This is a genomic window from Pseudorhodoferax sp. Leaf267 (assembly GCF_001422405.1).
GTDB lineage: Bacteria > Pseudomonadota > Gammaproteobacteria > Burkholderiales > Burkholderiaceae_C > Pseudorhodoferax.
Genome location: NZ_LMMV01000001.1, coordinates 146,950 through 170,795 on the forward strand (window position 1 = coordinate 146,950; position 23,846 = coordinate 170,795).

Here is a 23,846-nt window from a genome sequence, read left to right on the forward strand (position 1 = left end):
ACGCTAGGAGATTTCATGACCGACCAGAAGAAACGTTCGATGTTGAGAGTGGCCGCACTGAGCGCCATCGCGGCCGCCGCGCTCGTGGCCTGCGGCAAGAAGGAAGAGCCCGCACCCACGGCCGCGGCGCCCGCTGCAGCCCCGGCGCCGGCCAAGGCCGAGCCGCTCAAGATCGCGTTCGCCTATGTCGGCCCGGTCGGCGATGGCGGCTGGACCTTCGCGCACGACAACGCGCGCAAGGCGCTGGAGAAGGAATACGGCGACAAGATCGTCACCAGCTTCGTCGAGAAGGTGCCCGAGTCGGCCGACGCCGAGCGCGTGTTCCGCGATCTCGTGGGCCAGGGCAACAAGCTGATCTTCGGTACCACCTTCGGCTACATGGAGCCCATGCTCAAGGTCGCGCCCGATGCGGCCGACGTGAAGTTCGAGCACGCCACTGGCTACAAGACGGCGCCCAACCTGCGCACCTACGACAGCCGCACCTACGAGGGCGCCTACATGGCCGGCGTGATCGCCGGTGCCATGACCAAGAGCAACACGCTGGGTGTGGTGGCGTCCATTCCAATTCCCGAAGTGGTGCGCAACATCAACAGCTTCACGCTGGGCGCGCAGTCGGTGAACCCCAAGGTCACGACCAAAGTGGTCTGGGTCAACGAGTGGTTCAACCCGCCCAAGGAAACCGAGGCCGCCACCGCGCTCATCAACGGCGGCGCCGACGTGCTGATGCAGAACACCGATTCGGCCGCTGTGCTCAAGACCGCGCAGGACAAGGGCAAGCGCGCCTTCGGCTGGGACTCCGACATGACGGCCTACGGCCCGCAGGCCCACCTGGGCTCGGCCATCATCAACTGGGCGCCGTACTACATCAAGGCCACCAAGGACGCGCTGGAAGGCACCTGGTCCACGGGCGGCGTGTGGTGGGGCGTGAAGGAAGGCGCCATCGACATGGTGTCCATCGCCGACGACGTGCCGGCCGAGATCAAGACCAAGATCGCTGACATCAAGAAGGGCCTGACCGATGGCAGCTTCTCGATCTGGAAGGGCCCGATCATGGACAACGCGGGCACGGAGGTCGTGGCCAAGGACGCCGTTGCCGACGACAAGTTCCTGTCGGGCGTGAAGTTCTACGTCAAGGGCGTGGAAGGCAAGGTGCCGGGCGACAAGTAAGCCGGGCGCTGCGCCTGTATGACGGCCGCCTTCGGGCGGCCGTCTGCGTGGTGCAACCTCGCTGCGCGTGCTGCACGTGCGGCCGACAGGCTGACCACCAACGCCGTGGCGCTGCTGCAGTGCGAAGAGGAGCAGGCCGGGCGTGCGCCCCGATTTTCTTGCCGGAGCCCAGGCCGAAGCCAATGGGTGGACACTGCTGTCGCGCGACGCCACACGGTAAAAGCGTCATTTCGCGCAAGCCGAGCTGATCAGCCCTGCGCGAGGCGTGCCGCCGGGAAGCGAGCACATTGAGTAGAGTTGCGCCATGACTTCCCACGCCCAGAACTTCTCCGCCATCCCCGCCGACCGCCTGCCCGCCCTGCTGCGCGGCATGCCGAAGGCCGAGCTGCACATGCACATCGAGGGCTCGCTGGAGCCCGAGCTGATCTTCGCGCTGGCGCAGCGCAACGGCGTGGCCATTCCGTACGCCAGCGTGGAAGACCTGCGCCGCGCCTACGCCTTCACCAACCTGCAGAGCTTTCTGGACATCTACTACGCCGGCGCCAGCGTGCTGCTCAAGGAGCAGGACTTCTACGACATGGCCTTGGCCTACCTGCAGCGTGCCGCCGCCGATAACGTGCTGCGCACCGAGATGTTCTTCGACCCGCAAACGCACACGGCGCGCGGCGTGGCCATGGAGACCGTGGTGAACGGCCTGCACCGCGCCTGTGTGGATGCCCAGGCGCAGCTGGGCGTGAGCGCCGCGCTGATCCTGTGCTTCCTGCGCCACCTGAGCGAAGAGGAAGCCTTCGAGACTTTGGAGCAGGCGCTGCCGCACCGTGACAAGTTCATCGGCGTGGGCCTGGACTCCAGCGAGGTCGGCCACCCGCCCGAGAAGTTCGCGCGCGTGTTCGCGCGCTGCCGCGAACTGGGCTTTCACCTCGTCGCGCATGCGGGCGAGGAGGGTCCGCCGGCCTACGTGTGGACGGCGCTGGACCTGCTGAAGGTCGAGCGCGTGGACCACGGCGTGCAGTCCAGCAAGGACGCCGCGCTGATGCGCCGCCTGGCCGCCGACCGCATCCCGCTGACGGTGTGCCCGCTGTCCAACCTCAAGCTCTGCGTGTTCCCCGACCTGGCGCAGCACAACATCGGCGCGCTGCTGGACGCCGGCCTGGTGGCCACGGTGAATTCGGACGACCCGGCCTACTTCGGGGGCTACGTGAACGAGAACTTCGTGCAGACCTTCGCGGCCACCGGGCTCACGGCCGCGCAGGCTTATGCGCTGGCCCAGAACAGCTTCACGGCCAGCTTCGCCGATGCCGCCGCCAAGCGCGCCTGGCAGGACCGGCTGCAGGGATTCTTCGAAGGCTTCTAGGCCCCGTTCGCAGGCGCCGCCTGCCGGCGCAGATCAGGGCGACGCGGCCGACACCGGCTTGACGCTGCGCGCATGAAGCCGCCGCTTTGGGGGCGGTGGCGCTGCTTCGTGGACAATACCCACCCCCCTGTTCCCCGTCCCTTGAGGACACCATCATGAAGAGCGTCACTTCTAAAATACGCAGCAGCGGCCTCGGCCGCGCTTTCATTTCTGCCGACCGCTGCACGGCACCACCCCCCTTTGGCCCCACGCTCACGCGCCGGCATCTGCTCGGCGCCGCGGCGCTGTGCGGCCTGCCCGGCATGGCTTCGGCGCGCGATGCCTTGAAGATCGGCTTCGTCTACGTGGCGCCGCTGACCGACGCGGGCTGGGTGCGCCAGCACGAGGAAGGCCGCAAGGCCGTGCAGGCCGCGCTGGGCGACGGCGTGCAGACCCGCTACGTGGAGAACGTGGCCGAGGGCCCGGACGCCGAGCGCGTGATCCGCGAGCTGGCGCAGCAGGGCTGCGGCCTGATCTTCACGCCCAGCTTCGGCTACATGGAGCCCACGCTCAAGGTCGCACGCGACTTTCCCGAGGTGCGCTTCGAATCCATCACCGGCTACAAGACGGCGGTCAATGTGGCCACGGCCAATGCGCGGTACTACGAAGGCCGCTACCTGGCCGGCGTGGCGGCCGGCCGCATGAGCAAAACCGGCGTGGCCGGCTACGTGGCGGGCTTTCCGATCCCCGAAGTGCTGCAAGGCATCAACGCCTTCACGCTGGGCATGCGCTCCGTGGCGCCCGACGCACGCGTCAAGCTGATCTGGCTGCAGGCCTGGTTCGACCCGCCGCGCGAGCGCGACGCGGCCATGACGCTGATGAACCAGGATGCCGATGTCATGGCCTTCCACACCGGCTCCGGCGCCGTGATGGCAGCGGCGCAGGAGCGCGGCAAGCTGGCCATCGCCTACCACTCCGACATGCGCAAGATCGGCGCCGACGCGCAGCTCGTTGCCGTGCGGCACGAGTGGGGCGACTACTACACGCGGCGTGCCCGTGCCGCGCTGGACGGCACCTGGAAGAGCGAGACGCTGTGGGGTGGCGTGCGCGAGGGCATGATCCGCGTCGGCGACTTCGGCACGCGCGTGCCCAAGGCTGTGCAGGACGAGGTGCGGGCGCGGCAACGCGACATCGCCGCCGGCAAGCTGCACCCGTTCCGCGCCGCATCCGCGGTGCGCGACAACCTGGGCAAGGTGGTCATCGAAGCCGGTCGCACGCTGGCCGACCCGCAGATCCTGGCCATGGACTGGCTGGCCGAGGGCGTGGCCGGCGGCCAGCCGCGCTGAGCCTGCCTACAATCGCGGCCCCTGTCCCAGAGCCTTCACCATGACGATCAAGAGCGACAAATGGATCCGACGCATGGCCGAGCAGCACGGCATGATCGAGCCGTTCGAGCCGGCCCAGGTGCGTCAGCAAGATGGCCACAAGATCATCAGCTACGGCACCAGCAGCTACGGCTACGACATCCGCTGCGCGCCGGAATTCAAGGTCTTCACGAACATCCACAGCACGGTGGTCGACCCCAAGCACTTCGACGAGAAGAGCTTCGTGGACTTCCATGGGGACAGTTGCATCATCCCGCCCAACAGCTTTGCGCTGGCGCGCACGGTGGAGTACTTCCGCATTCCGCGCAACGTGTTGACCATCTGCCTGGGCAAGAGCACCTACGCGCGCTGCGGCATCATCGTCAACGTGACACCGTTCGAGCCCGAATGGGAGGGCTATGTGACGCTGGAGTTCTCCAACACCACGCCACTGCCGGCCAAGATCTATGCGGGCGAGGGCTGCGCCCAGGTGCTGTTCTTCGAGAGCGACGAGGTCTGCGAGGTCAGCTACAAAGACCGCGGCGGCAAGTATCAGGGCCAGGTCGGCGTCACGCTGCCCAAGGCCTGATCAGGGCGCAACCTTCAGCGCATCCAGCGCGGCCTGCAGGTCCTGCACCGCACGCGCGCGTGTCTCGTCGGTCAGGCGGCTCGGATCCAGCGTGAGCTGCAGGCCCGCGTAGTTCTGGTGGATGCCGGGCCGCTGGTCCGGTTCGTCGGGGTGGATGCCCTGCAGCGCGAAGCAGCGCACGTCGCGCGATACGCCCTTGGCGGCCAGTGGCTCGCGCTCCTCGGCTTCGAACTCTTCCTTGACCAGGGCATAGGTCTCGTAGGACATGACCACGCCGTCGGGCAAGCCGTTCTGCTCCAGCCGCGCGGCGATGTTCACCTCGCTGCCGATGATGGTGTAGTCCATGCGCTGCTCGCTGCCGAAGTTGCCCACGTGGCAAAAGCCCGTGTTGATGCCGATGCGCACCTGGAACGGCTGGCGATAGCCCTTGTCGCGCCAGGCGGCCTGCAGCTCGCGCATGCGGCGCTGCATGGCGACCGCCATGCGCACGCACTGGCGCGCGTCTTCCTCGACGCCGCGGGTCTCCGGGTCGCCGAAGAAGATCACGATGGCATCGCCGATGAACTTGTCGATGGTCGCGCCGTGCTCGAGCGCGATCTTGGACATCTCGGAGAAGTAGTTGTTCAGGAAGTACGTCAGGTCTTCGGGCTGCATGCGCTCGGCGTTGCGCGTGAAGTCCTTGATGTCGGAGAAGAAGATCGTGAGCTTCTTGCGCACGGCCGAGATCGACACGTCCTGCGCGCCTTCGAAGATCGACTTGTAAATCTGCGGCGACAGGTAGCGCGACAGCTTGTCCGACAGGGAGTGCAGCATGCGCGTGCGTGTGCTGAGCGCGATGTGGTTATGCACGCGCGCCAGCAGGATGGGCGGGCTGATGGGCTTGGTGATGTAGTCCACGGCACCGAGCTCGAAGCCTTTTTCCTCGGAATGCTCGTCCGACATGGCGGTAAGGAAGATCACCGGGATGTTGCGCAGCGCCTCGTCGGCCTTGAGCCGGCGGCAGACCTCGTAGCCGTCGATCTCCGGCATCATGATGTCCAGCAGGATCAGGTCCGGCGGTGCATTGGCCGCCGTGGTCAAGGCCTTGGCGCCATGGTTGACGACCTTGACGCGGCAGGTGTCGCGCAGCAGCGCGGCCATCAGCGTGAGGTTGTCCGCCGTGTCGTCCACGACCAGCACGGTGGGTTTGTCGGCGGGGGTCAGGTCCATGGCAGTGCTCCGGCGGCGCCTGCGGCGCGGTGGGACAACGACGTGCGCAACATCGTAACGGCTGGCTGCAGAGCCGGGTAGGTTTGTCCTACAGCACGACGCCGCGCTTGTCTGGCAGCCATCGCATTGTTGCGCGGTACGCTTGTGTGCACATCGCAAGGAGGCACCACCATGTTCACCGCATCCGTTCCACCACGCAGCGCCATAGGCACCTGGGCTGTCATCGCGGGCGTACTCGCCATCGTGGCGTTGCTCTGGGTGTTTGGCGCAGTCGTGCAGGGCCAGGTCGAGCGCGCCCAGGCCCGTCTCTCGCAGCCTGCGCCGGTGCAGTCGGCCGTCGTGTCGGGCGAGGAAGACACGCGCCCCGTATCGGTTGCGTACCGCTGATCGCGATCGCGCAGCGCATGGCCTGTTGTGCACCAGGGCCCGCGCTGTACCATCCCGGGCACCGCAAGGCAGGAGAACGATATGCGCTGGGAAGGCAACCGCCAATCTGAGAACGTGGAAGACAGGCGTGGCCAGGGTGGCGGCGGTGGCGGAGGCATGCTGGGTGGGCGCAGCATCGGCATCGGCACCATCGTGGTCGCGCTCGTCGGTGGTTGGGTATTGGGCATCAACCCGCTGACGCTTCTGGGCATGCTGAGCGGCGATGGCGGGCCGGTGGCCGTGCAGCAGCAGGGCCCTGCGCAGAAGCCGCCAGCGGACGACCAGATGGCCAAGTTTGTGTCGACCGTATTGGCGGACACCGAAGACGTCTGGCGCGGCCTGTTCAGCCAGGCCGGCGGCACGTACAAAGATCCGGCCCTGGTGTTGTTCCGTGGCCGCACCTCCACTGCCTGCGGCCAGGGCCAATCGGCCATGGGGCCTTTCTACTGCCCCGCGGACCAGAAGGTCTACATCGACCTGGGCTTCTACGAGACCTTGAAGAACCAGCTCGGCGCGCCGGGCGAGTTCGCGCAGGCTTATGTGATCGCGCACGAGGTCGGCCACCACGTGCAGAACCTTCTGGGCATCACGCGCAAGATGGACGAGATGCGCGGGCGCATGAGCCAGGCCCAGTACAACGGCATGAGCGTCAAGCTGGAATTGCAGGCCGACTGCTTTGCCGGCATCTGGGCCAACAAGGCCCAGGCGGCGCGGCAGGTGCTGGAAAACGGCGACGTGGAGGCGGCCATGAATGCGGCCGCGAAGATCGGCGACGATGCCTTGCAGCGGGGCGGCGGCGGTGCCATCGTGCCCGAGAGCTTCACACATGGCAGCAGTGCGCAGCGCCAGCGCTGGTTCGCTACGGGCCTGAAGACGGGCAACGTCAAGGCCTGCGACACGTTCAGCGCCAATCAGCTGTGAGCGCAAGGGCGGCCCCGCGGCCGGCCCGCCCAACCTGGCTATAATCCCGGGGCTTTGCCCAGTGCAGGGCGCACGTTGGCGTCAGTTCCGGCAGCCAACGCAAGTGAAACCCGCCGGTGTTCTGCCGCGCCGCATCCGGCGCGCGCAGCGCACGGTCTACCCAGGAAATCAAATGATTGCATCCTCCGTCAAGGCTGAGGTCGTCCAGGCCAATGCACGCAGCGCTACCGACACTGGTAGCCCCGAAGTCCAGGTCGCGCTGCTGACCGCTCGCATCAACGAATTGACCCCCCACTTCAAGACCCACGCCAAGGACCACCACGGCCGTCGCGGTCTGCTGCGCATGGTGAGCCGCCGCCGCAAGCTGCTGGACTACCTGAACGCCAAGGACCACGACCGTTACGCGGCCCTGATCGCCAAGCTCGGACTGCGCAAGTAATTCGCGCACGATGACGTTCAAGCGCCTGAGTTGGTTCGCTGGCTCAGGCGCTTTGCACTTGTTTTTTTGAACCAGGTGTCTGTTCACGAGGTACGCGCTGTGTCATTCCACAAGCCGTTGGCCACTGCGCCGACCGTTTCTGGAATGGCAACGTACTTTCGCAGGCACTGCGACGCGGCCCGCCACGGGTTGCACTTCACAGGGCGCGCACAGCGCCCGTCCACCGCAGTCGTCGGCACCGCCGGCCTGCCATCAGGAGAAACCACATGACCATGTTCAACAAAGTCACCAAGAGCTTCCAGTGGGGTTCCCACGCCGTGCGCATGGAAACCGGCGAGATCGCCCGCCAGTCGACCGGCGCCGTACTGGTCGATATGGAAGGCACGGTGGTGCTGGCCACCGTCGTTGCCAAGACGCAGGGCAAGCCGGGCCAGGACTTCTTCCCGCTGACCGTCGACTACATCGAGAAGACCTACGCCGCCGGCAAGATCCCCGGCAGCTTCTTCAAGCGTGAAGGCCGCCCCAGCGAATTCGAAACGTTGACCAGCCGCCTGATCGATCGCCCGATCCGCCCGCTGTTCCCCGAAGGCTTCTTCAATGAAGTGCAGGTGGTGATCCACACGCTGTCGCTGAACCCCGAGGTCGACGCCGACATTGCCGCGCTGATCGCATCGAGCGCCGCGCTTTCCGTGAGCGGCATCCCGTTCGCCGGCCCTATCGGTGCTGCCCGCGTGGGCTACATCAACGGCGAGTACGTGCTGAACCCCGGCCAGACCGACCGCAAGAACTCGGTGCTCGACCTGGTCGTGGCCGGCACCGAAGCAGCCGTGCTGATGGTCGAGTCCGAAGCCCAGCAGCTCAGCGAAGAAATCATGCTGGGTGGCGTGGTGTTCGGCCATGACCAGGCGCGCATCGCTATCGAAGCCATCCACGAACTGGTGCGTGATGCCGGCAAGCCCGTGTGGGACTGGCAGGCCCCGGCGCGCGACGAGTCGCTGATCGCCAAGGTCGAAGCCCTGGGCGGCGACAAGCTGCGCGCGGCCTACCAGATCCGCAACAAGCAGTCGCGCACGCAGGCCACGAAGGCCGCCTACGCCGACGTGCTGTCCGGCCTGAAGGCCGAGGGCGTGGAGTTCGACAGCGTCAAGGTCGAAGGCCTGCTGTTCGACATCGAAGCCGGCATCGTGCGTGGCCAGATCCTGGCGGGCGAGCCCCGCATCGACGGCCGCGACACGCGCACCGTGCGCCCCATCGAGATCCGCAACAGCGTGCTGCCGCGCACGCACGGCTCGGCGCTGTTCACGCGCGGCGAGACGCAGGCGCTGGTCGTCACGACCCTGGGCACCGAGCGCGATGCGCAACGCATCGACGCACTGTCCGGCGACTTCGAAGACCGCTTCATGCTGCACTACAACATGCCTCCGTTCGCCACTGGCGAAACGGGCCGTGTCGGCAGCCCCAAGCGCCGCGAAATCGGCCACGGCCGCCTGGCCAAGCGCGCCTTGGTCGCCGTGCTGCCGACCAAGGAAGACTTCCCGTACACCGTGCGTGTGGTCAGCGAAATCACCGAGTCCAACGGCTCCTCGTCGATGGCCTCGGTCTGCGGCGGCTGCCTGTCGATGATGGACGCGGGCGTGCCGCTGAAGGCGCACGTGGCAGGCATCGCCATGGGGCTGATCAAGGACGGCAACCGCTTCGCCGTGTTGACCGACATCCTGGGCGACGAGGATCACCTGGGCGACATGGACTTCAAGGTGGCGGGCACGACCAATGGCGTGACGGCACTGCAGATGGACATCAAGATCCAGGGCATCACCAAGGAAATCATGCAGGTCGCGCTGGCCCAGGCCAAGGAGGCCCGCATGCACATCCTGTCCAAGATGCAGGAAGCCATGGGCGAGGCCAAGACCGAGGTCTCCAGCTTCGCACCGCGCCTGTTCACGATGAAGATCAACCCCGAGAAGATCCGCGACGTGATCGGCAAGGGCGGCTCCGTGATCCGTGCGCTGACCGAAGAGACCGGCACGCAGATCAACATCGAGGAAGACGGCACGATCACGATCGCGTCCAGCGATCCGGCCAAGGCCGAGGAAGCCAAGCGCCGCATCGAGCAGATCACGGCGGAGGTCGAGATCGGCAAGGTGTACGAAGGTCCGGTCACCAAGATCCTGGACTTCGGCGCGCTGATCAACCTGCTGCCCGGCAAGGACGGCCTGCTGCACATCAGCCAGATCGCGCACGAGCGCGTGGAGAAGGTGACCGACTACCTGAGCGAAGGCCAGATCGTCAAGGTCAAGGTGCTGGAGACGGACGAGAAGGGCCGCGTGAAGCTGTCGATGAAGGCATTGCTGGACCGCAATGCGCCGAGCGCGCAGGCACCTAGCGCAGCGCCGGTGGACCAGTCGCAAGGCCAGCCGAGCTGAGCCACACCCGGGGCCGGCGTGCCGGTGAGGCGTTCGCCTCGCGGTCGCCGGCCAGCCATTCGAGTCGAACTTCTCGGGACCAGCGATGAAAGCAATCGAAATCACCTCCTACGGTGCGCCTGAGGTGCTGCAGTTGTGCGAGCGGCCGGACCCCGTGGCGGGCGAGGGTGAGCTGCTCGTGCGCGTGCGCGCGAGCGGCGTGAACCGGCCCGACGTGCTGCAGCGCACCGGCAATTACCCCGTGCCACCCGCCGCGTCGGATCTGCCAGGCCTGGAGATCGCGGGCGTCATCGAGTCCGGTGACGTGGATGCCATGCGCGCTGCGGGCCTGCAGGTCGGGGACCGTGTCTGCGCTCTGGTGGCGGGGGGTGGCTATGCAGAGGTGTGCGTGGTGCCCGTGGGCCAGTGCCTGCCGACACCTGCCGGGCTCAGCGACGAAGAGGCCGCCTCGCTGCCCGAGACGCTGTTCACGGTCTGGAGCAATGTCTTCGACCGCGGACGCCTGCAGGCCGGCGAGACTTTCCTGGTGCAGGGCGGTACCAGCGGCATCGGCGTGACCGCGATCCAGCTGGCCAAAGCCATGGGCGCGCGTGTGATCGCCACGGCCGGCAGCGACGAGAAGTGCGCAGCCTGCCTCGCGCTCGGAGCCGATCACGCCATCAACTACAAGACCGCCGATTTCGCAGAAGAGGCGCGCAAGCTCACAGGCGACAAGGGCGTGGACGTGATTCTGGACATGGTCGCGGGGGCCTACGTGGCACGCGAGATCAGCTGCCTGGCCGAAGACGGCCGGCTGGTCATCATCGCTGTGCAGGGCGGCACCAAGGCCGAGATCAATGCGGGCCTGGTGCTGCGGCGCCGGCTGACGGTGACCGGTTCCACCCTGCGTCCGCGGCCGGTGGCGTTCAAGGCGGCGATTGCGCAATCGCTGCGCCGCTTCGTGTGGCCGCTGATCGAGGCGGGCGGTGTCAAGCCCGTGATCCACAGCCGTTTTCCTGCTGCGCAGGCGGCCGAGGCCCACACGCTGATGGAGTCCAACCAGCACATCGGCAAGATCGTTCTGACCTGGTGAACACGATGAAGCAACTGATTGCAGGCAACTGGAAGATGAACGCCAGCCTGGCTGGCAGCGAAACCCTGGTCCGCAGCGTGCTGGACGGCCTGAAGACTGCACCGGTGTGTGACGTGGCCGTCTGCGTGCCTGCGCCCTACCTGGCGGCGGCGCAAAGGTGGCTGGCAGGGCAGGGTGCAGTGCACCTCGGCGCGCAGGATGTGTCGCAGCATGCGTCCGGTGCTTACACGGGTGAAGTCAGTGCCGACATGCTGCGCGAATTCGGCGTGCGCTACGCCATCGTCGGCCATTCGGAACGTCGCCAGTACCACGGCGAAGACGATGCCGCCGTAGCCGTGAAGGCGCAGCGTGCCCTGGCCGCCGGCATCACGCCCATCGTCTGCGTCGGCGAGACGCTGGCCGAGCGCGACGGCGGGCATACGGAGGAAGTCGTGCGGCGCCAGCTGGCGGCTGTCGTGCACCTGAATGGTCATTGCATCACCGAAATCGTGGTGGCCTATGAGCCCGTGTGGGCCATCGGCACCGGCAAGACCGCGACGCCTGAGCAGGCGCAACAGGTCCATGCCGTGCTGCGCAAGCAGCTGGAGGCGGCCAGCGCCCACGCAGACCGCATCCCGCTGCTGTATGGCGGCAGCATGAACGCGGCCAATGCGGCGTCCCTGCTGGCGCAACCGGACATCAACGGCGGCCTGGTCGGCGGTGCAGCGCTGAAGGCTGCGGATTTTCTGGCCATCGTGGCCGCTGCGCGTTGAAGAGCGGCGCGCGCAACTGATTTCAGGAGTATTTCGAGATGAACGTTTTGTTGACTGTCGTGCTGGCGGTGCAGATGCTGTCGGCGCTGGGCATGATCGGCCTGATCCTGGTGCAGCACGGCAAGGGCGCCGATATGGGGGCGGCATTCGGCAGCGGCGGCGCCGGCAGTCTGTTTGGTGCCAGCGGCAGTGCCAACTTCCTGTCGCGCACCACTTCCGTGCTTGCCGTCTTGTTTTTCGTGTGCACGCTGGCGCTGGCCTATTTCGGCAATGCGCGCCCTGCCAGTTCCGGTAGCGTGCTGGAGCGCGCCGTGACCGCGCCGACGGAGGCACCGACACCGGCTTCGCAGATTCCTTCGGGCGGCACATCGGCACCCCCGGCGGCCGCACCGGCGGCACCTGTGGTCCCCGCTTCCGGTGCGGGCCAGATTCCGACGAAGTGATCCGGGCCCGCGCTCGAGCGGCGCGGTGCCAAATTTCCCTCGAAAGCGCCAGGAACCCTCGGCGTTTCAGGGTAAACTCGAATGCTGTCTGGAAAGCCAAAAGCCTAGTTGAAATCAACGAAGCTCCTCATGCCATCCAGGCACGAAAAACCGCCGTCGTGGTGAAATTGGTAGACACGCTATCTTGAGGGGGTAGTGGCGAAAGCTGTGCGAGTTCGAGTCTCGCCGACGGCACCAACTAAGAGTCGGCATGCAACCTGCGTGCGTGCCGGCGAAAGCGGTGAAGAAGCCCTTCAGATGAACCTCGACCAATACCTCCCAGTCCTTTTGTTCATCCTGGTGGGTATTGGTGTAGGCATCGCACCGCAGGTCCTGGGCTATATCCTCGGCCCGAACCGGCCCGATGCGGCCAAAAACTCCCCGTATGAGTGCGGTTTCGAAGCTTTCGAAAACGCGCGCATGAAGTTCGATGTGCGCTACTACTTGGTCGCCATCCTGTTCATCCTGTTCGACCTCGAAATCGCTTTCCTTTTCCCGTGGGCCGTTGCCCTCAAGGATGTGGGCTTGGTCGGCTTCTGGGCTGTCGTCGTGTTTCTGGCGATCCTGGTCGTGGGGTTCATCTACGAATGGAAGAAGGGTGCCTTGGACTGGGAGTGATCCTGGTGGCGGCAACTGGAGAAAACAATGGCCATTGAAGGTGTGTTCAAGGAAGGCTTTGTCACGACGTCATACGACGCCGTCGTGAATTGGGCCAAGACCGGCTCGTTGTGGCCCATGACCTTTGGTCTGGCCTGCTGCGCGGTCGAAATGATGCATGCGGCAGCCGCGCGCTACGACATCGGCCGCTTCGGCGCAGAGGTGTTCCGCGCCAGCCCGCGCCAGTCGGACCTGATGATCGTGGCCGGCACGCTGTGCAACAAGATGGCGCCGGCGCTGCGCAAGGTCTACGACCAGATGGCCGAGCCGCGCTGGGTGCTGTCCATGGGCTCGTGCGCCAATGGCGGCGGCTACTACCACTACAGCTATTCCGTGGTACGGGGTTGCGACCGCATCGTGCCGGTGGATGTTTACGTGCCGGGCTGCCCGCCGACGGCCGAGGCGTTGATCTACGGGATCATCCAGCTGCAGCAGAAGATCCGTCGCACCCAAACCATCGCCCGCGTCTGAACTGCCCATGACTGTTTTTGCCATCGATCCCGTTGTCCTGAAGGACACCGTGGCCACCGTGCTCGGCGACAAGGTGCACACGCTCAGCCTGGCGCTGGGCGAGGTCACTTTGACGCTGAAGGCTGCCGACTACTTGGAAGCCATGCAGACCTTGCGCGATGCGCCGGGCTGCAAGTTCGAGCAATTGGTGGACCTGTGCGGCGTGGACTACTCGACCTACCGCGATGCCGTGTGGGAAGGCCCGCGCTTTTGCGTCGTGTCCCATTTGCTGTCGGTCAGTCTGAACCAGCGCCTGCGCGTGAAGGTGTTCTGCCCCGACGACGACCTGCCATTGCTGCCCTCTGTCATGCACCTGTGGGCCGGCGCGAACTGGTTCGAGCGCGAAGCCTTCGACCTTTACGGCATCCTGTTCGATGGCCACATCGACCTGCGCCGCATCCTGACCGACTACGGCTTCATCGGCCATCCATTCCGCAAGGACTTCCCGCTGTCTGGCCATGTCGAGATGCGATACGACGACGAACTCAAGCGCGTGGTCTACCAGCCCGTGAGCATCGAGCCGCGCGAAATCACGCCCCGCGTGATCCGCGAAGACAACTACGGCGGCCTGCACTGACATGGCAGAAATCAAGAACTACACCCTGAATTTCGGCCCGCAGCACCCGGCGGCGCACGGCGTGCTGCGCCTGGTGCTGGAGTTGGACGGCGAGGTCGTGCAACGCGCCGACCCCCACATCGGCCTCTTGCACCGTGCCACCGAAAAGCTGGCCGAGAGCAAGACCTTCATCCAGTCGCTGCCCTACATGGACCGTCTCGATTACGTGTCCATGATGTGCAACGAGCACGCGTACTGCCTGGCCATCGAGAAGCTGCTGGGCCTGGAAGTGCCCTTGCGCGCGCAGTACATCCGCGTGATGTTCTCCGAGATCACGCGCATGCTGAACCACTTGATGTGGCTCGGCTCGCATGGCAACGACTGCGGCAGTTCCACCATCCTGATCTACGCGTTCCGCGAGCGCGAAGACCTGTTCGACATGTACGAGGCCGTGTCCGGCGCGCGCATGCACGCTGCCTATTTCCGTCCGGGCGGCGTGTACCGCGACCTGCCCGACACCATGCCGCAATACACGGTCAGCAAGATCAAGAACGCCAAGGCGCTGGCGCGCATGAACGAGAACCGTCAGGGGTCCATGCTGGACTTCATCGACGACTTCACCAAGCGCTTCACGACCTACCTGGGCGAGTACCACACGCTGCTGACCGACAACCGCATCTGGAAGCAGCGCACGGTGGGCATCGGTGTCATGGCGCCCGAGCGCGCGTTGAACCTGGGCCTCACGGGCCCCATGTTGCGCGGTTCCGGCATCGCCTGGGACCTGCGCAAGAAGCAGCCTTACGACGTCTACGACAAGGTGGACTTCGACATCCCGGTCGGCAAGACCGGCGACTGCTACGACCGCTACCTGGTCCGCATGGAAGAGCTGGCCCAGTCCAACCGCATCATCAAGCAATGCGTGGACTGGCTGCGCGTGAACCCCGGTCCCGTCATCACCGACAACCACAAGGTGGCGGCACCCTCGCGTGAAGGCATGAAGGCGAACATGGAGGAGCTGATCCACCACTTCAAGCTCTTCACCGAAGGCTTCCACGTGCCCGAGGGCGAGGCCTATGCCGCCGTCGAGCATCCCAAGGGCGAGTTTGGCATCTACCTCGTCAGCGATGGCGCCAACAAGCCCTACCGCCTGAAGATCCGTCCGCCGGGCTTTGTGCACCTGGCTGCGCTCGACGAGATGTCGCGCGGCCACATGATCGCCGACGCCGTTGCCGTGATCGGCACGCTGGACATCGTGTTCGGAGAGATCGACCGATGAGCTCTGCTCCCCATTCCGCTACCGCGGCGCCTGCACCTGCACTGTCGCAGCAGACGCTGGACCGTTTCCAGCGTGAGATCGCCAAGTTCCCCTACGAGGGCCGAGCCTCTGCCGTTATGGCCTGCCTGTCGATCGCCCAACAGCAGATCGGCTACGTGCACCCCGAGCACGAGAAGATCATCGGCGAGCTGCTGGGCATGCCGACGATCGCCGTGCACGAGGTCACGACCTTCTACAACATGTACAACCAGCAGCCGGTCGGTCGCTTCAAGCTGAACGTCTGCACCAACCTGCCGTGCCAGTTGCGCGACGGTTACACCGCGCTGCACCACCTCGAGAAAAAGCTCGGCATCACCATGGGCGAGACCACGGCCGACGGCCTGTTCACGCTGCAGCAGAGCGAGTGCCTGGGCGCTTGCGCCGATTCGCCGGTGATGCTGGTCAACGACCGCACCATGTGCAGCTTCATGAGCAACGAGAAGCTCGACCAGCTGGTGGACGGGCTGCGTACCGCAGCTACATCGGAGGGCAAGTGATGAACGCCGATCAAGTGCTATCGCAGTTCGCCGCCACTGGCGTGCAGACCTGCTTCCATGGCCGCCACATCAGCCCGCAGATTTATGCGGACCTGAACGGCAGCAACTGGCGCCTGAAGGACTACGAGGCGCGCGGCGGCTACCAGGCACTGAGGAAAATCCTCGGCATCGATGGTGCTGACGCGATGACGCAGGACCAAGTCATCGCCACCGTCAAGGAGTCGGCATTGCGCGGCCGCGGCGGCGCGGGCTTTCCGAGTGGGCTGAAGTGGAGCTTCATGCCCCGCCAGTTCCCGGGCCAGAAGTACCTGGTCTGCAACTCGGACGAGGGCGAGCCCGGCACCTGCAAGGACCGGGACATCATGATGTACAACCCGCACATCGTGATCGAGGGCATGATCATCGCGGCCTACGCGATGGGCATCACGGTCGGCTACAACTACATCCACGGCGAGATCTTCCAGGTCTACGAGCGCTTCGAGGAGGCCCTCGAAGAGGCCCGCGCAGCTGGCTACCTGGGCGACAAGATTCTTGGCAGCGGCTTCAGCTTCCAGCTGCATGCCTCGCACGGCTTCGGCGCCTACATCTGCGGCGAAGAAACGGCGCTGCTCGAATCGCTGGAAGGCAAGAAGGGCCAGCCGCGCTTCAAGCCGCCGTTTCCGGCCAGCTTCGGCCTGTACGGCAAGCCGACCACGATCAACAACACCGAGACCTTCGCGGCGGTGCCATGGATCATCCGCAATGGCGGCCAGGCCTATCTGGAATGCGGAAAGCCGAACAACGGCGGCACCAAGATCTACTCGGTCTCGGGCGACGTCGAGATGCCGGGCAACTTCGAGATCCCCATGGGCACGCCGTTCACCAAGCTGCTGGAGCTTGCCGGTGGCGTGCGCAAGGGCCGCACGCTGAAGGCCGTGATCCCGGGCGGTTCGTCCTCGCCGGTGCTGCCGGCCGCGATCATGAACGAGTGCACGATGGACTACGACTCCATCGCCAAGGCCGGCTCGATGCTGGGCTCGGGCGCCGTCATCGTGATGGACGACAGCCGCTGCATGGTCGAGTCTCTGAAGCGGCTGTCCTACTTCTACATGCACGAGTCCTGCGGCCAGTGCACGCCCTGCCGTGAAGGCACGGGCTGGCTCTGGCGCCTGGTCGACAAGGTGCACCGCGGCCAAGGCAAGTCCAGCGACATGGACCTGTTGAACTCGCTGGCCGACAACATCCAGGGCCGCACCATCTGTGCGCTGGGCGATGCGGCGGCGATGCCGGTGCGCGCCATGATCAAGCACTTCAGGCACGAGTTCGAAGCCATGATCCCCAAGACTGCGGCCGTGGCGGCGCAGGCCTGAAAGAGAAGCATCCGATATGGTTGAAATCGAAGTCGACGGCAGGAAAGTCGAGGTCGCCGAAGGCAGCATGGTCATGCATGCGGCCGACAAGGCGGGCACCTACATCCCGCACTTCTGCTACCACAAGAAGTTGTCCATCGCGGCCAATTGCCGCATGTGCCTGGTCGAGGTCGAGAAGGCGCCCAAGCCCATGCCCGCCTGCGCGACCCCGGTCACGCAGGGCATGATCGTGCGCACCAAGAGCGACAAGGCCATCAAGGCGCAGAAGTCCGTCATGGAATTCCTGCTGATCAACCACCCGCTGGATTGCCCGATCTGCGACCAGGGTGGTGAGTGCCAGCTGCAGGACCTGGCGGTCGGCTACGGCGGTTCCGCCTCGCGCTACCAGGAAGAAAAGCGCGTGGTGTTCCACAAGGACGTGGGCCCGCTGATCTCCATGGAAGAGATGAGCCGCTGCATCCACTGCACCCGCTGCGTGCGCTTCGGCCAGGAAGTGGCCGGCGTGATGGAACTGGGCATGATCCACCGCGGCGAGCATTCCGAGATCACGACGATCGTCGGCGACACGGTGGACTCCGAGCTGTCGGGCAACATGATCGACATCTGCCCGGTCGGCGCGCTGACCAGCAAGCCCTTCCGCTACAGCGCCCGCACCTGGGAACTGTCGCGCCGCAAGAGCGTCAGCCCGCACGATTCCACCGGTGCCAACCTGATCGTGCAGGTCAAGAACCACAAGGTCATGCGCGTGGTGCCGCTGGAGAACGAGGCCGTCAACGAATGCTGGATCGCCGACCGCGACCGCTTCTCGTACGAGGCCCTGAACAGCGACGAGCGCCTGACCCAGCCCATGCTCAAGCAGGGCGGCCAATGGCAGACCGTGGACTGGCAGACCGCGCTGGAATACGTGGCGAACGGCCTGAAGCAGATCAAGACGCAGCATGGCGCTGCCAGCATCGGCGTGCTGGCGAGCCCGCACAGCACCCTGGAAGAACTGGCCCTGGCTGGTTCGCTGGTGCGCGGCCTGGGCAGCGACAACATCGATCACCGCCTGCGCCAGACCGAGTTCGCTGCCACCGAAGGCGTGCGCTGGCTCGGCATGCCGATCGCCGGCCTGTCCACGCTGCAGCGCGTGCTGGTGATCGGCTCCAACCTGCGCAAGGACCATCCGCTGTTCGCACAGCGCATCCGGCAGGCGGCGCGCAAGGGCTGCAAGGTCGCGGTGCTGGGTTCGGCCCATGAATTGGCATCGGCCGATGCCTGGGCCATGCCGATCGCTGCTTCGGTGGAGACCGATGCGTCCGGCTGGGTGCAGGCGCTGGCCAACGTGGCGGCGGCCATCGCCTCCGAAAAGGGTGTCGCGGCTCCCGTGTCCGGCGATGCCGACGAAGCCGCGCAAGCCATGGCCAAGGCCCTGCTGTCCGGTGAACGCAAGGCCGTGCTGCTGGGCAATGCTGCGGCCCACCATGCGAACGCATCCAGCCTGCTGGCCCTGGCGCAGTGGATCGCCGAGCAGACCGGCGCCAGTTTCGGCTACCTGAGCGAAGCCGCGAACACGGTCGGTGCCCAGTTCGTCGGCGCGCAGCCCCAGGCGGGTGGCCAGACCGCGGCCCAGATGCTGGCCGGCGGCCTGAAGGCCGTGCTATTGCTGAACAACGAGCCGGTGTTCGACTCGGCCGCTGGCTCTTCGGCGGCGCAGGGCGTGAACAAGGCCGAGATGGTCGTCACGCTGAGCCCGTTCAAGGCCAACCTGGAGTTCTCCGACGTGCTGCTGCCGATCGCGCCCTTCACCGAGACGTCGGGCAGCTTCGTGAATGCAGAGGGCAGGGTGCAGGGTTTCCATGCCGTCGTGCGTCCGCTGGGCGAAACGCGTCCTGGCTGGAAGGTGCTGCGCGTGCTGGCCAACCTGCTGGGCCTGCCGGGCTTCGAGTTCGAATCCTCGCAGGACGTGCTGCGCTCGCTGGGACTGTCGGAGTCCGACGGCCAGGTGCGCGTGCCGGCCGAGCGCCTGTCCAATGCGACGCGCGCGGCCATCGCGTCGAGTGCTGCCGCTGGCACGCCGGCGGTGGCCAGCATCTACCAGCTCGACGGCCTGGTGCGCCGCGCCACGTCCTTGCAGATGACCGCGGATGCGCGGCAGGCCATGGGAGCGGCCACAGCATGATCGACACGATTTACGGCTTTGGCCAAGGCCTGGTCGGTGCCAGCTGGTGGTCCACGGGCGCCTGGCCCGTGCTCTGGAGTCTGATCAAGATCATCTGCGTGCTCGCGCCGCTGATGGGCGCGGTCGCCTACCTGACGCTGTGGGAGCGCAAATTCCTGGGCTTCATCCAGGTGCGCCACGGCCCCAACCGCGTCGGCCCCATGGGCCTGCTGCAGCCGATCGCCGATGCGCTGAAGCTGCTGACCAAGGAGTTGATCAACCCCTCGGCCGCCAGTTCCGGCCTGTTCCGGCTCGGCCCCATCATGGCCATCATGCCGGCGCTGGCCGCTTGGGTGGCCGTGCCGTTTGGCCCGGAGGCGGTCATCGCCAACGTGAACGCCGGCCTGCTGCTGATCATGGCCATCACCTCGATCGAGGTCTACGGCGTGATCATCGCGGGCTGGGCATCGAACTCCAAATACGCCTTCCTGGGCGCGCTGCGGGCCTCGGCGCAGATGGTCAGCTACGAAATCGCCATGGGCTTTTGCCTGGTGGTCGTGATCATGGTGTCGGGCAGCCTGCACCTGGGCGAAATCGTCGCTGCGCAGGCCAAGGGCATGGGCGCGAACGCCGGCCTGGGCTTCCTGTCCTGGAACTGGTTGCCGCTGCTGCCCATCTTCGTGGTCTACCTGATCTCTGGCGTGGCTGAGACCAACCGCCACCCGTTCGACGTGGTCGAAGGCGAGGCCGAGATCGTGGCCGGCCACATGGTCGAGTACTCGGGCATGGGCTTTGCCATCTTCTTCCTGGCCGAGTACGCCAGCATGTGGCTGATCTCCATCCTGGCCACGCTCATGTTCCTGGGCGGCTGGCTGTCGCCGATCGGCTTGCTCGACTTCATCCCGGGCTGGATCTGGCTGGGCATCAAGACCTTCTTCGTGGTCTCGCTGTTCATCTGGATCCGCGGCACCTTCCCGCGCTTCCGCTATGACCAGATCATGCGCCTGGGCTGGAAGATCTTCATTCCGGTCACCCTGATCTGGCTGCTGGTGGTCGGGGGCTGGATGCAGACGCCCTGGAACATCTGGAAATGAGCGGAGAACCATCGATGACAACCGCAACTGCCTCCACTTTCTCGGTCAAGGACTTCCTCAAGAGCTTCATGCTCACGGAGCTGTTCAAGGGCATGGTCCTGACGGGCCGCTACGCGTTCAAGCGCAAGATCACGGTCCAGTTCCCCGAGGAGAAGACTCCGCTGTCGCCACGCTTTCGCGGCCTGCATGCGCTGCGCCGCTACGAGAACGGCGAGGAGCGCTGCATCGCCTGCAAGCTGTGCGAGGCCGTTTGCCCGGCAATGGCGATCACGATCGAGTCCGACGTGCGCGAAGACGGCTCGCGCCGCACCACGCGCTACGACATCGACCTGACCAAATGCATCTTCTGCGGTTTCTGCGAAGAGAGCTGCCCGGTCGATTCCATCGTCGAGACCCACATCCTCGAGTACCACGGCGAGAAGCGCGGCGACCTGTACTTCACCAAGGACATGCTGTTGGCCGTCGGTGACCGCTACGAAAAAGAAATCGCAGCTGCCAAGGCGGCCGACGCCCCCTACCGCTGAGCGGCCAGTTCGACTTAAAAAAATTCCATGGACGTCAAGACTGGCTTTTTCTATCTGTTTTCGCTCGTGCTGCTGTTCGCAGCCTTCCGGGTGATCACAGCGCGCAATCCGGTGCATGCGGTGCTGTACCTGATCCTGGCGTTTTCGCAGGCTTCTGCGATCTGGCTGATCCTGCAGGCCGAGTTCCTGGCCATCGTGCTGGTGCTGGTGTATCTGGGAGCGGTGCTCGTGCTGTTCCTGTTCGTCGTGATGATGCTGGACGTCGACGTCGAAGGACTGCGGCAGGGCTTCTGGAAGCACTTCCCGCTGGCTGCGACCATCGGCGCGCTGGTCGCGCTGGAGATGGCGGCCGTGCTGATGGGCGGCTTCCGCGTCACCGAGGAATCGCGCAACCTGGCCGGTGCCGCCACCAGCGCCGCCGCGCAGGTGTCCAACACCAAGGCGCTGGGCATCCTGCTCTACACCGAATACCTCTACCCCGTCCAGATCGCGGCCTGCATCCTGTTGGTGGCCATGATCGCGGCGATCGCGCTCACGCTGCGCGGCCGCAAGGACACCCGCAACGTGCGCCCCGAGGACCAGGTCCACGTGCGCGCAGGCGACCGTTTCTCGGTCGTGAAGATGGATCCCACACGACCGGCACCCGCACCGGCGCCCGTGGCCGAGGAGAAGAAGGCATGACGCTCAGTCTTGGACATTTCCTGTCGCTGGGCGCGATGCTGTTCGCGCTGTCGGTGATCGGCATCTTTTTGAACCGCAAGAACCTGATCGTGCTGCTGATGGCCATCGAACTGATGCTGCTGGCGGTCAACATGAACTTCGTCGCGTTCTCGTACTACCTGAACGACATGCACGGCCAGATCTTCGTGTTTTTCATCCTGACTGTTGCTGCAGCCGAGTCGGCCATCGGGCTGGCCATCCTGGTGCTGCTGTTCCGCAACCGCTCCAGCATCAACGTGGACGAACTCAACACGCTCAAGGGCTGAGACCAAGAACATGAGCCAAACCCTCTCAGCCTCCACCCTGTTGGCGGTGCCGCTGGCGCCGCTCGTCGGATCCGTGCTGGCCGGCATTCTGGGCACCGCGTTCGGCGGCAACCGGATCGGCCGCCGCGCAAGCCATTCCCTGACCATCCTGGGCGTGCTGGTCGCCTTCATCATCTCGGCGATGACGCTCAAGAGCGTGGCACTCGATGGCGCGCGCTTCAACGAGACGCTCTACACCTGGATGGTGGTCGGCAACCTCAAGATGGAGATCGGCTTCCTGGTCGATGGCCTCACCGCCATGATGATGTGCGTCGTGACCTTCGTGTCGCTGATGGTCCATATTTACACCATCGGCTACATGGAAGAGGACGACGGCTACAACCGCTTCTTCGCCTACATCTCGCTGTTCACCTTCTCCATGCTGATGCTCGTGATGAGCAACAACATGCTCCAGCTGTTCTTCGGCTGGGAAGCCGTGGGCCTGGTGTCCTATCTGCTGATCGGCTTCTGGTTCAACCGGCCGACGGCGATCTTCGCGAACATGAAAGCCTTCCTGGTCAACCGGGTCGGCGACTTCGGCTTCATCCTGGGCATTGGCCTGATCGCGGCCTATGCCGGTACGATGAACTACACCGAAGTGTTCGGCAAGGCCGGCGAGCTGTCCAAGCTTGGTTTTCCGGGCACGGACTGGATGCTGATCACCGTCATCTGCATCTGCCTGTTCATCGGCGCCATGGGCAAGTCGGCCCAGTTCCCGCTGCATGTCTGGCTGCCGGACTCCATGGAAGGCCCCACGCCGATCTCCGCGCTGATCCACGCCGCCACCATGGTGACGGCTGGCATCTTCATGGTCGCGCGCATGTCGCCGCTGTTCGAGCTGTCCGACACGGCGCTGAACTTCATCCTCGTGATCGGCGCCATCACGGCCCTGTTCATGGGCTTCCTGGGCATCATCCAGAACGACATCAAGCGCGTGGTCGCGTACTCCACGCTGTCGCAGCTGGGCTATATGACAGTCGCGCTGGGTGCCTCCGCCTACTCGGTCGCTGTCTTCCACCTGATGACGCACGCGTTCTTCAAGGCGCTGCTGTTCCTCGGCGCCGGCTCGGTCATCATGGGTGCGCACCACAACCAGGACATCCGCTGGATGGGCGGCATGCGCAAGTACATGCCCATCACCTGGATCACCTCGCTGCTGGGCTCGCTGGCGCTGATCGGCACGCCGCTGTTCTCGGGCTTCTATTCCAAGGACAGCATCATCATCGCCACGCACGCCAGCAACCTGCCGGGTGCAGGCTTTGCGCAGTTCGCGGTCATGGCCGGCGTGTTCGTCACGGCGTTCTACTCGTTTCGCATGTACTTCCTGGTGTTCCACGGCAAGGAGCGCTTCGACCAGAACCCGGACGCGCACCACGACGACCACCACGGGCATGACGACCATGGCCACGGCCATGACCACAAGCCGCACGAATCGCCCTGGGTGGTGACGGCCCCGCTGGTGCTGCTGGCCATTCCGTCTGTCGTGATCGGCTACCTGACGATCGGGCCGATGCTGTTCGGCGACTTCTTCAAGGACGCGATCTTCGTGAACGGCACGCTGCACCCGGCGATGGCCGAGCTGGCCGAGGAGTTCCACGGCCCGGTCGCCATGGCCTTGCACGGCCTGCAGACCGCACCGTTCTGGCTGGCCCTGGCCGGTGTCGCGCTGTCCTACTACATGTACATGGTCAACCCGGCATTGCCGGCCGCCATCAAGCGCGCGTGCATGCCGATCTACACGCTGCTGGAGAACAAGTACTACCTGGATTGGTTCAACGAAAACGTGCTGGCCAAAGGCGCGCGCGGCCTGGGCTTCGGGCTGTGGAAGGGTGGCGACCAGGCCATCATCGACGGCGCCGTCGTCAACGGTTCGTGGAAGCTCGTGGGTTGGGTCGCCGGCGTGGTGCGCCGCCTGCAGAGCGGCTTCATCTACCACTACGCGCTGGTCATGATCATGGGCGTGTTTGCGCTGATGACGTATTTCGTCTGGTTCAACAAGTAG

24 protein-coding genes and 1 tRNA gene are annotated in these 23,846 nt (G+C 65.3%); 24 read left to right on the forward strand and 1 reads right to left on the reverse strand.

The window, feature by feature from the left end:
* Positions 1 to 15: 15 nt before the first annotated feature.
* From ASF43_RS00700 to dcd, 4 genes are all read left to right on the forward strand, one after another.
* Positions 16 to 1,167 (forward strand): BMP family ABC transporter substrate-binding protein, encoded by a 1,152-nt coding sequence (locus tag ASF43_RS00700; protein ID WP_056175287.1) that lies wholly within the window; start codon positions 16 to 18, stop codon positions 1,165 to 1,167.
* 304 nt (positions 1,168 to 1,471) lie between these two features.
* On the forward strand, positions 1,472 to 2,521 hold the full coding sequence (locus tag ASF43_RS00705) for an adenosine deaminase (protein WP_056175292.1): 1,050 nt from the start codon (positions 1,472 to 1,474) through the stop codon (positions 2,519 to 2,521).
* Positions 2,522 to 2,823: 302 nt separating this feature from the next.
* Entirely contained in the window at positions 2,824 to 3,846 is a 1,023-nt protein-coding gene (locus ASF43_RS00710; protein WP_082497529.1) for a BMP family ABC transporter substrate-binding protein, read from the forward strand.
* 40 nt (positions 3,847 to 3,886) lie between these two features.
* The gene (dcd, locus tag ASF43_RS00715) at positions 3,887 to 4,453 is read left to right on the forward strand and encodes a dCTP deaminase (protein WP_056175296.1); all 567 of its coding nucleotides are present in this window, start codon (positions 3,887 to 3,889) and stop codon (positions 4,451 to 4,453) included.
* On the opposite strand, the gene ASF43_RS00720 is transcribed toward dcd, so the two are convergent.
* On the reverse strand, positions 4,454 to 5,662 hold the full coding sequence (locus tag ASF43_RS00720) for an adenylate/guanylate cyclase domain-containing protein (protein ID WP_056175299.1): 1,209 nt from the start codon (positions 5,660 to 5,662) through the stop codon (positions 4,454 to 4,456).
* 171 nt (positions 5,663 to 5,833) lie between these two features.
* Here ASF43_RS00720 and ASF43_RS00725 point away from each other — a divergent pair, with 171 nt between their 5' ends.
* The 20 genes from ASF43_RS00725 to nuoL all read left to right on the forward strand — a co-directional run bounded on the left by ASF43_RS00725 (position 5,834) and on the right by nuoL (position 23,846).
* Positions 5,834 to 6,049 (forward strand): hypothetical protein, encoded by a 216-nt coding sequence (locus tag ASF43_RS00725; protein WP_056175301.1) that lies wholly within the window; start codon positions 5,834 to 5,836, stop codon positions 6,047 to 6,049.
* 81 nt (positions 6,050 to 6,130) lie between these two features.
* On the forward strand, positions 6,131 to 7,009 hold the full coding sequence (locus tag ASF43_RS00730; protein WP_056175304.1) for a neutral zinc metallopeptidase: 879 nt from the start codon (positions 6,131 to 6,133) through the stop codon (positions 7,007 to 7,009).
* Between the two features lie 172 nt (positions 7,010 to 7,181).
* Positions 7,182 to 7,448 carry a 30S ribosomal protein S15 gene (gene rpsO / locus ASF43_RS00735; RefSeq protein ID WP_056175307.1) on the forward strand — a complete coding sequence of 89 codons (267 nt, stop codon included), beginning with the start codon at positions 7,182 to 7,184 and terminating at the stop codon, positions 7,446 to 7,448.
* A gap of 266 nt (positions 7,449 to 7,714) precedes the next feature.
* Entirely contained in the window at positions 7,715 to 9,871 is a 2,157-nt protein-coding gene (pnp, locus tag ASF43_RS00740) for a polyribonucleotide nucleotidyltransferase (protein ID WP_056175311.1), read from the forward strand.
* Positions 9,872 to 9,956: 85 nt separating this feature from the next.
* Positions 9,957 to 10,943, forward strand: a complete 987-nt coding sequence (locus ASF43_RS00745) for an NAD(P)H-quinone oxidoreductase (protein WP_056175313.1) — start codon at positions 9,957 to 9,959, stop codon at positions 10,941 to 10,943.
* Positions 10,944 to 10,948: 5 nt separating this feature from the next.
* The gene (gene tpiA, locus ASF43_RS00750; RefSeq protein WP_056177947.1) at positions 10,949 to 11,695 is read left to right on the forward strand and encodes a triose-phosphate isomerase; all 747 of its coding nucleotides are present in this window, start codon (positions 10,949 to 10,951) and stop codon (positions 11,693 to 11,695) included.
* Positions 11,696 to 11,733: 38 nt separating this feature from the next.
* Positions 11,734 to 12,138, forward strand: a complete 405-nt coding sequence (gene secG / locus ASF43_RS00755) for a preprotein translocase subunit SecG (protein ID WP_056175316.1) — start codon at positions 11,734 to 11,736, stop codon at positions 12,136 to 12,138.
* A gap of 152 nt (positions 12,139 to 12,290) precedes the next feature.
* Positions 12,291 to 12,375: transfer RNA gene (locus ASF43_RS00760), tRNA-Leu, on the forward strand.
* A gap of 60 nt (positions 12,376 to 12,435) precedes the next feature.
* The gene (locus tag ASF43_RS00765; RefSeq protein WP_056175319.1) at positions 12,436 to 12,795 is read left to right on the forward strand and encodes an NADH-quinone oxidoreductase subunit A; all 360 of its coding nucleotides are present in this window, start codon (positions 12,436 to 12,438) and stop codon (positions 12,793 to 12,795) included.
* Between the two features lie 27 nt (positions 12,796 to 12,822).
* The gene (locus tag ASF43_RS00770; RefSeq protein ID WP_056175322.1) at positions 12,823 to 13,305 is read left to right on the forward strand and encodes an NADH-quinone oxidoreductase subunit B family protein; all 483 of its coding nucleotides are present in this window, start codon (positions 12,823 to 12,825) and stop codon (positions 13,303 to 13,305) included.
* Positions 13,306 to 13,312: 7 nt separating this feature from the next.
* The gene (locus ASF43_RS00775; protein ID WP_056175325.1) at positions 13,313 to 13,921 is read left to right on the forward strand and encodes an NADH-quinone oxidoreductase subunit C; all 609 of its coding nucleotides are present in this window, start codon (positions 13,313 to 13,315) and stop codon (positions 13,919 to 13,921) included.
* A 1-nt stretch (position 13,922) separates the two neighbouring features.
* Positions 13,923 to 15,176: an NADH-quinone oxidoreductase subunit D gene (locus tag ASF43_RS00780; protein ID WP_056175330.1), complete on the forward strand. Its 1,254-nt coding sequence runs from the start codon at positions 13,923 to 13,925 to the stop codon at positions 15,174 to 15,176.
* A complete protein-coding gene (gene nuoE / locus ASF43_RS00785; RefSeq protein ID WP_056175332.1) occupies positions 15,173 to 15,712 on the forward strand; it encodes an NAD(P)H-dependent oxidoreductase subunit E in 540 nt (179 codons plus the stop codon). Before ASF43_RS00780 ends, nuoE begins: the two co-directional genes overlap by 4 nt.
* Positions 15,712 to 17,061 (forward strand): NADH-quinone oxidoreductase subunit NuoF, encoded by a 1,350-nt coding sequence (gene nuoF, locus ASF43_RS00790; RefSeq protein ID WP_056175335.1) that lies wholly within the window; start codon positions 15,712 to 15,714, stop codon positions 17,059 to 17,061. Before nuoE ends, nuoF begins: the two co-directional genes overlap by 1 nt.
* Before the next feature lie 16 nt (positions 17,062 to 17,077).
* Positions 17,078 to 19,222, forward strand: a complete 2,145-nt coding sequence (gene nuoG, locus ASF43_RS00795) for an NADH-quinone oxidoreductase subunit NuoG (RefSeq protein WP_056175338.1) — start codon at positions 17,078 to 17,080, stop codon at positions 19,220 to 19,222.
* Positions 19,219 to 20,295, forward strand: a complete 1,077-nt coding sequence (nuoH, locus tag ASF43_RS00800) for an NADH-quinone oxidoreductase subunit NuoH (RefSeq protein ID WP_056175341.1) — start codon at positions 19,219 to 19,221, stop codon at positions 20,293 to 20,295. The genes nuoG and nuoH overlap by 4 nt, the downstream gene beginning before the upstream one ends.
* A gap of 14 nt (positions 20,296 to 20,309) precedes the next feature.
* Positions 20,310 to 20,819 (forward strand): NADH-quinone oxidoreductase subunit NuoI, encoded by a 510-nt coding sequence (nuoI, locus tag ASF43_RS00805; RefSeq protein WP_056175344.1) that lies wholly within the window; start codon positions 20,310 to 20,312, stop codon positions 20,817 to 20,819.
* Between the two features lie 27 nt (positions 20,820 to 20,846).
* The gene (locus tag ASF43_RS00810; protein ID WP_056175346.1) at positions 20,847 to 21,500 is read left to right on the forward strand and encodes an NADH-quinone oxidoreductase subunit J; all 654 of its coding nucleotides are present in this window, start codon (positions 20,847 to 20,849) and stop codon (positions 21,498 to 21,500) included.
* Positions 21,497 to 21,805, forward strand: coding sequence for an NADH-quinone oxidoreductase subunit NuoK (nuoK, locus tag ASF43_RS00815; protein ID WP_056175349.1), 309 nt, complete (start codon positions 21,497 to 21,499; stop codon positions 21,803 to 21,805). The genes ASF43_RS00810 and nuoK overlap by 4 nt, the downstream gene beginning before the upstream one ends.
* Before the next feature lie 10 nt (positions 21,806 to 21,815).
* Positions 21,816 to 23,846: an NADH-quinone oxidoreductase subunit L gene (nuoL, locus tag ASF43_RS00820; RefSeq protein WP_082497530.1), complete on the forward strand. Its 2,031-nt coding sequence runs from the start codon at positions 21,816 to 21,818 to the stop codon at positions 23,844 to 23,846.

Excerpts from the sequence above, each read along its gene's own strand:
- ASF43_RS00700 (WP_056175287.1), top strand. The coding sequence starts at position 16 with ATGACCGACCAGAAGAAACGTTCGATGTTGAGAGTGGCCGCACTGAGC.
- ASF43_RS00705 (WP_056175292.1), top strand. The coding sequence starts at position 1,472 with ATGACTTCCCACGCCCAGAACTTCTCCGCCATCCCCGCCGACCGCCTG.
- ASF43_RS00710 (WP_082497529.1), top strand. The coding sequence starts at position 2,824 with ATGGCTTCGGCGCGCGATGCCTTGAAGATCGGCTTCGTCTACGTGGCG.
- dcd (WP_056175296.1), top strand. The coding sequence starts at position 3,887 with ATGACGATCAAGAGCGACAAATGGATCCGACGCATGGCCGAGCAGCAC.
- ASF43_RS00720 (WP_056175299.1), bottom strand. The coding sequence starts at position 5,662 with ATGGACCTGACCCCCGCCGACAAACCCACCGTGCTGGTCGTGGACGAC.
- ASF43_RS00725 (WP_056175301.1), top strand. The coding sequence starts at position 5,834 with ATGTTCACCGCATCCGTTCCACCACGCAGCGCCATAGGCACCTGGGCT.
- ASF43_RS00730 (WP_056175304.1), top strand. The coding sequence starts at position 6,131 with ATGCGCTGGGAAGGCAACCGCCAATCTGAGAACGTGGAAGACAGGCGT.
- rpsO (WP_056175307.1), top strand. The coding sequence starts at position 7,182 with ATGATTGCATCCTCCGTCAAGGCTGAGGTCGTCCAGGCCAATGCACGC.
- pnp (WP_056175311.1), top strand. The coding sequence starts at position 7,715 with ATGACCATGTTCAACAAAGTCACCAAGAGCTTCCAGTGGGGTTCCCAC.
- ASF43_RS00745 (WP_056175313.1), top strand. The coding sequence starts at position 9,957 with ATGAAAGCAATCGAAATCACCTCCTACGGTGCGCCTGAGGTGCTGCAG.
- tpiA (WP_056177947.1), top strand. The coding sequence starts at position 10,949 with ATGAAGCAACTGATTGCAGGCAACTGGAAGATGAACGCCAGCCTGGCT.
- secG (WP_056175316.1), top strand. The coding sequence starts at position 11,734 with ATGAACGTTTTGTTGACTGTCGTGCTGGCGGTGCAGATGCTGTCGGCG.
- ASF43_RS00765 (WP_056175319.1), top strand. The coding sequence starts at position 12,436 with ATGAACCTCGACCAATACCTCCCAGTCCTTTTGTTCATCCTGGTGGGT.
- ASF43_RS00770 (WP_056175322.1), top strand. The coding sequence starts at position 12,823 with ATGGCCATTGAAGGTGTGTTCAAGGAAGGCTTTGTCACGACGTCATAC.
- ASF43_RS00775 (WP_056175325.1), top strand. The coding sequence starts at position 13,313 with ATGACTGTTTTTGCCATCGATCCCGTTGTCCTGAAGGACACCGTGGCC.
- ASF43_RS00780 (WP_056175330.1), top strand. The coding sequence starts at position 13,923 with ATGGCAGAAATCAAGAACTACACCCTGAATTTCGGCCCGCAGCACCCG.
- nuoE (WP_056175332.1), top strand. The coding sequence starts at position 15,173 with ATGAGCTCTGCTCCCCATTCCGCTACCGCGGCGCCTGCACCTGCACTG.
- nuoF (WP_056175335.1), top strand. The coding sequence starts at position 15,712 with ATGAACGCCGATCAAGTGCTATCGCAGTTCGCCGCCACTGGCGTGCAG.
- nuoG (WP_056175338.1), top strand. The coding sequence starts at position 17,078 with ATGGTTGAAATCGAAGTCGACGGCAGGAAAGTCGAGGTCGCCGAAGGC.
- nuoH (WP_056175341.1), top strand. The coding sequence starts at position 19,219 with ATGATCGACACGATTTACGGCTTTGGCCAAGGCCTGGTCGGTGCCAGC.
- nuoI (WP_056175344.1), top strand. The coding sequence starts at position 20,310 with ATGACAACCGCAACTGCCTCCACTTTCTCGGTCAAGGACTTCCTCAAG.
- ASF43_RS00810 (WP_056175346.1), top strand. The coding sequence starts at position 20,847 with ATGGACGTCAAGACTGGCTTTTTCTATCTGTTTTCGCTCGTGCTGCTG.
- nuoK (WP_056175349.1), top strand. The coding sequence starts at position 21,497 with ATGACGCTCAGTCTTGGACATTTCCTGTCGCTGGGCGCGATGCTGTTC.
- nuoL (WP_082497530.1), top strand. The coding sequence starts at position 21,816 with ATGAGCCAAACCCTCTCAGCCTCCACCCTGTTGGCGGTGCCGCTGGCG.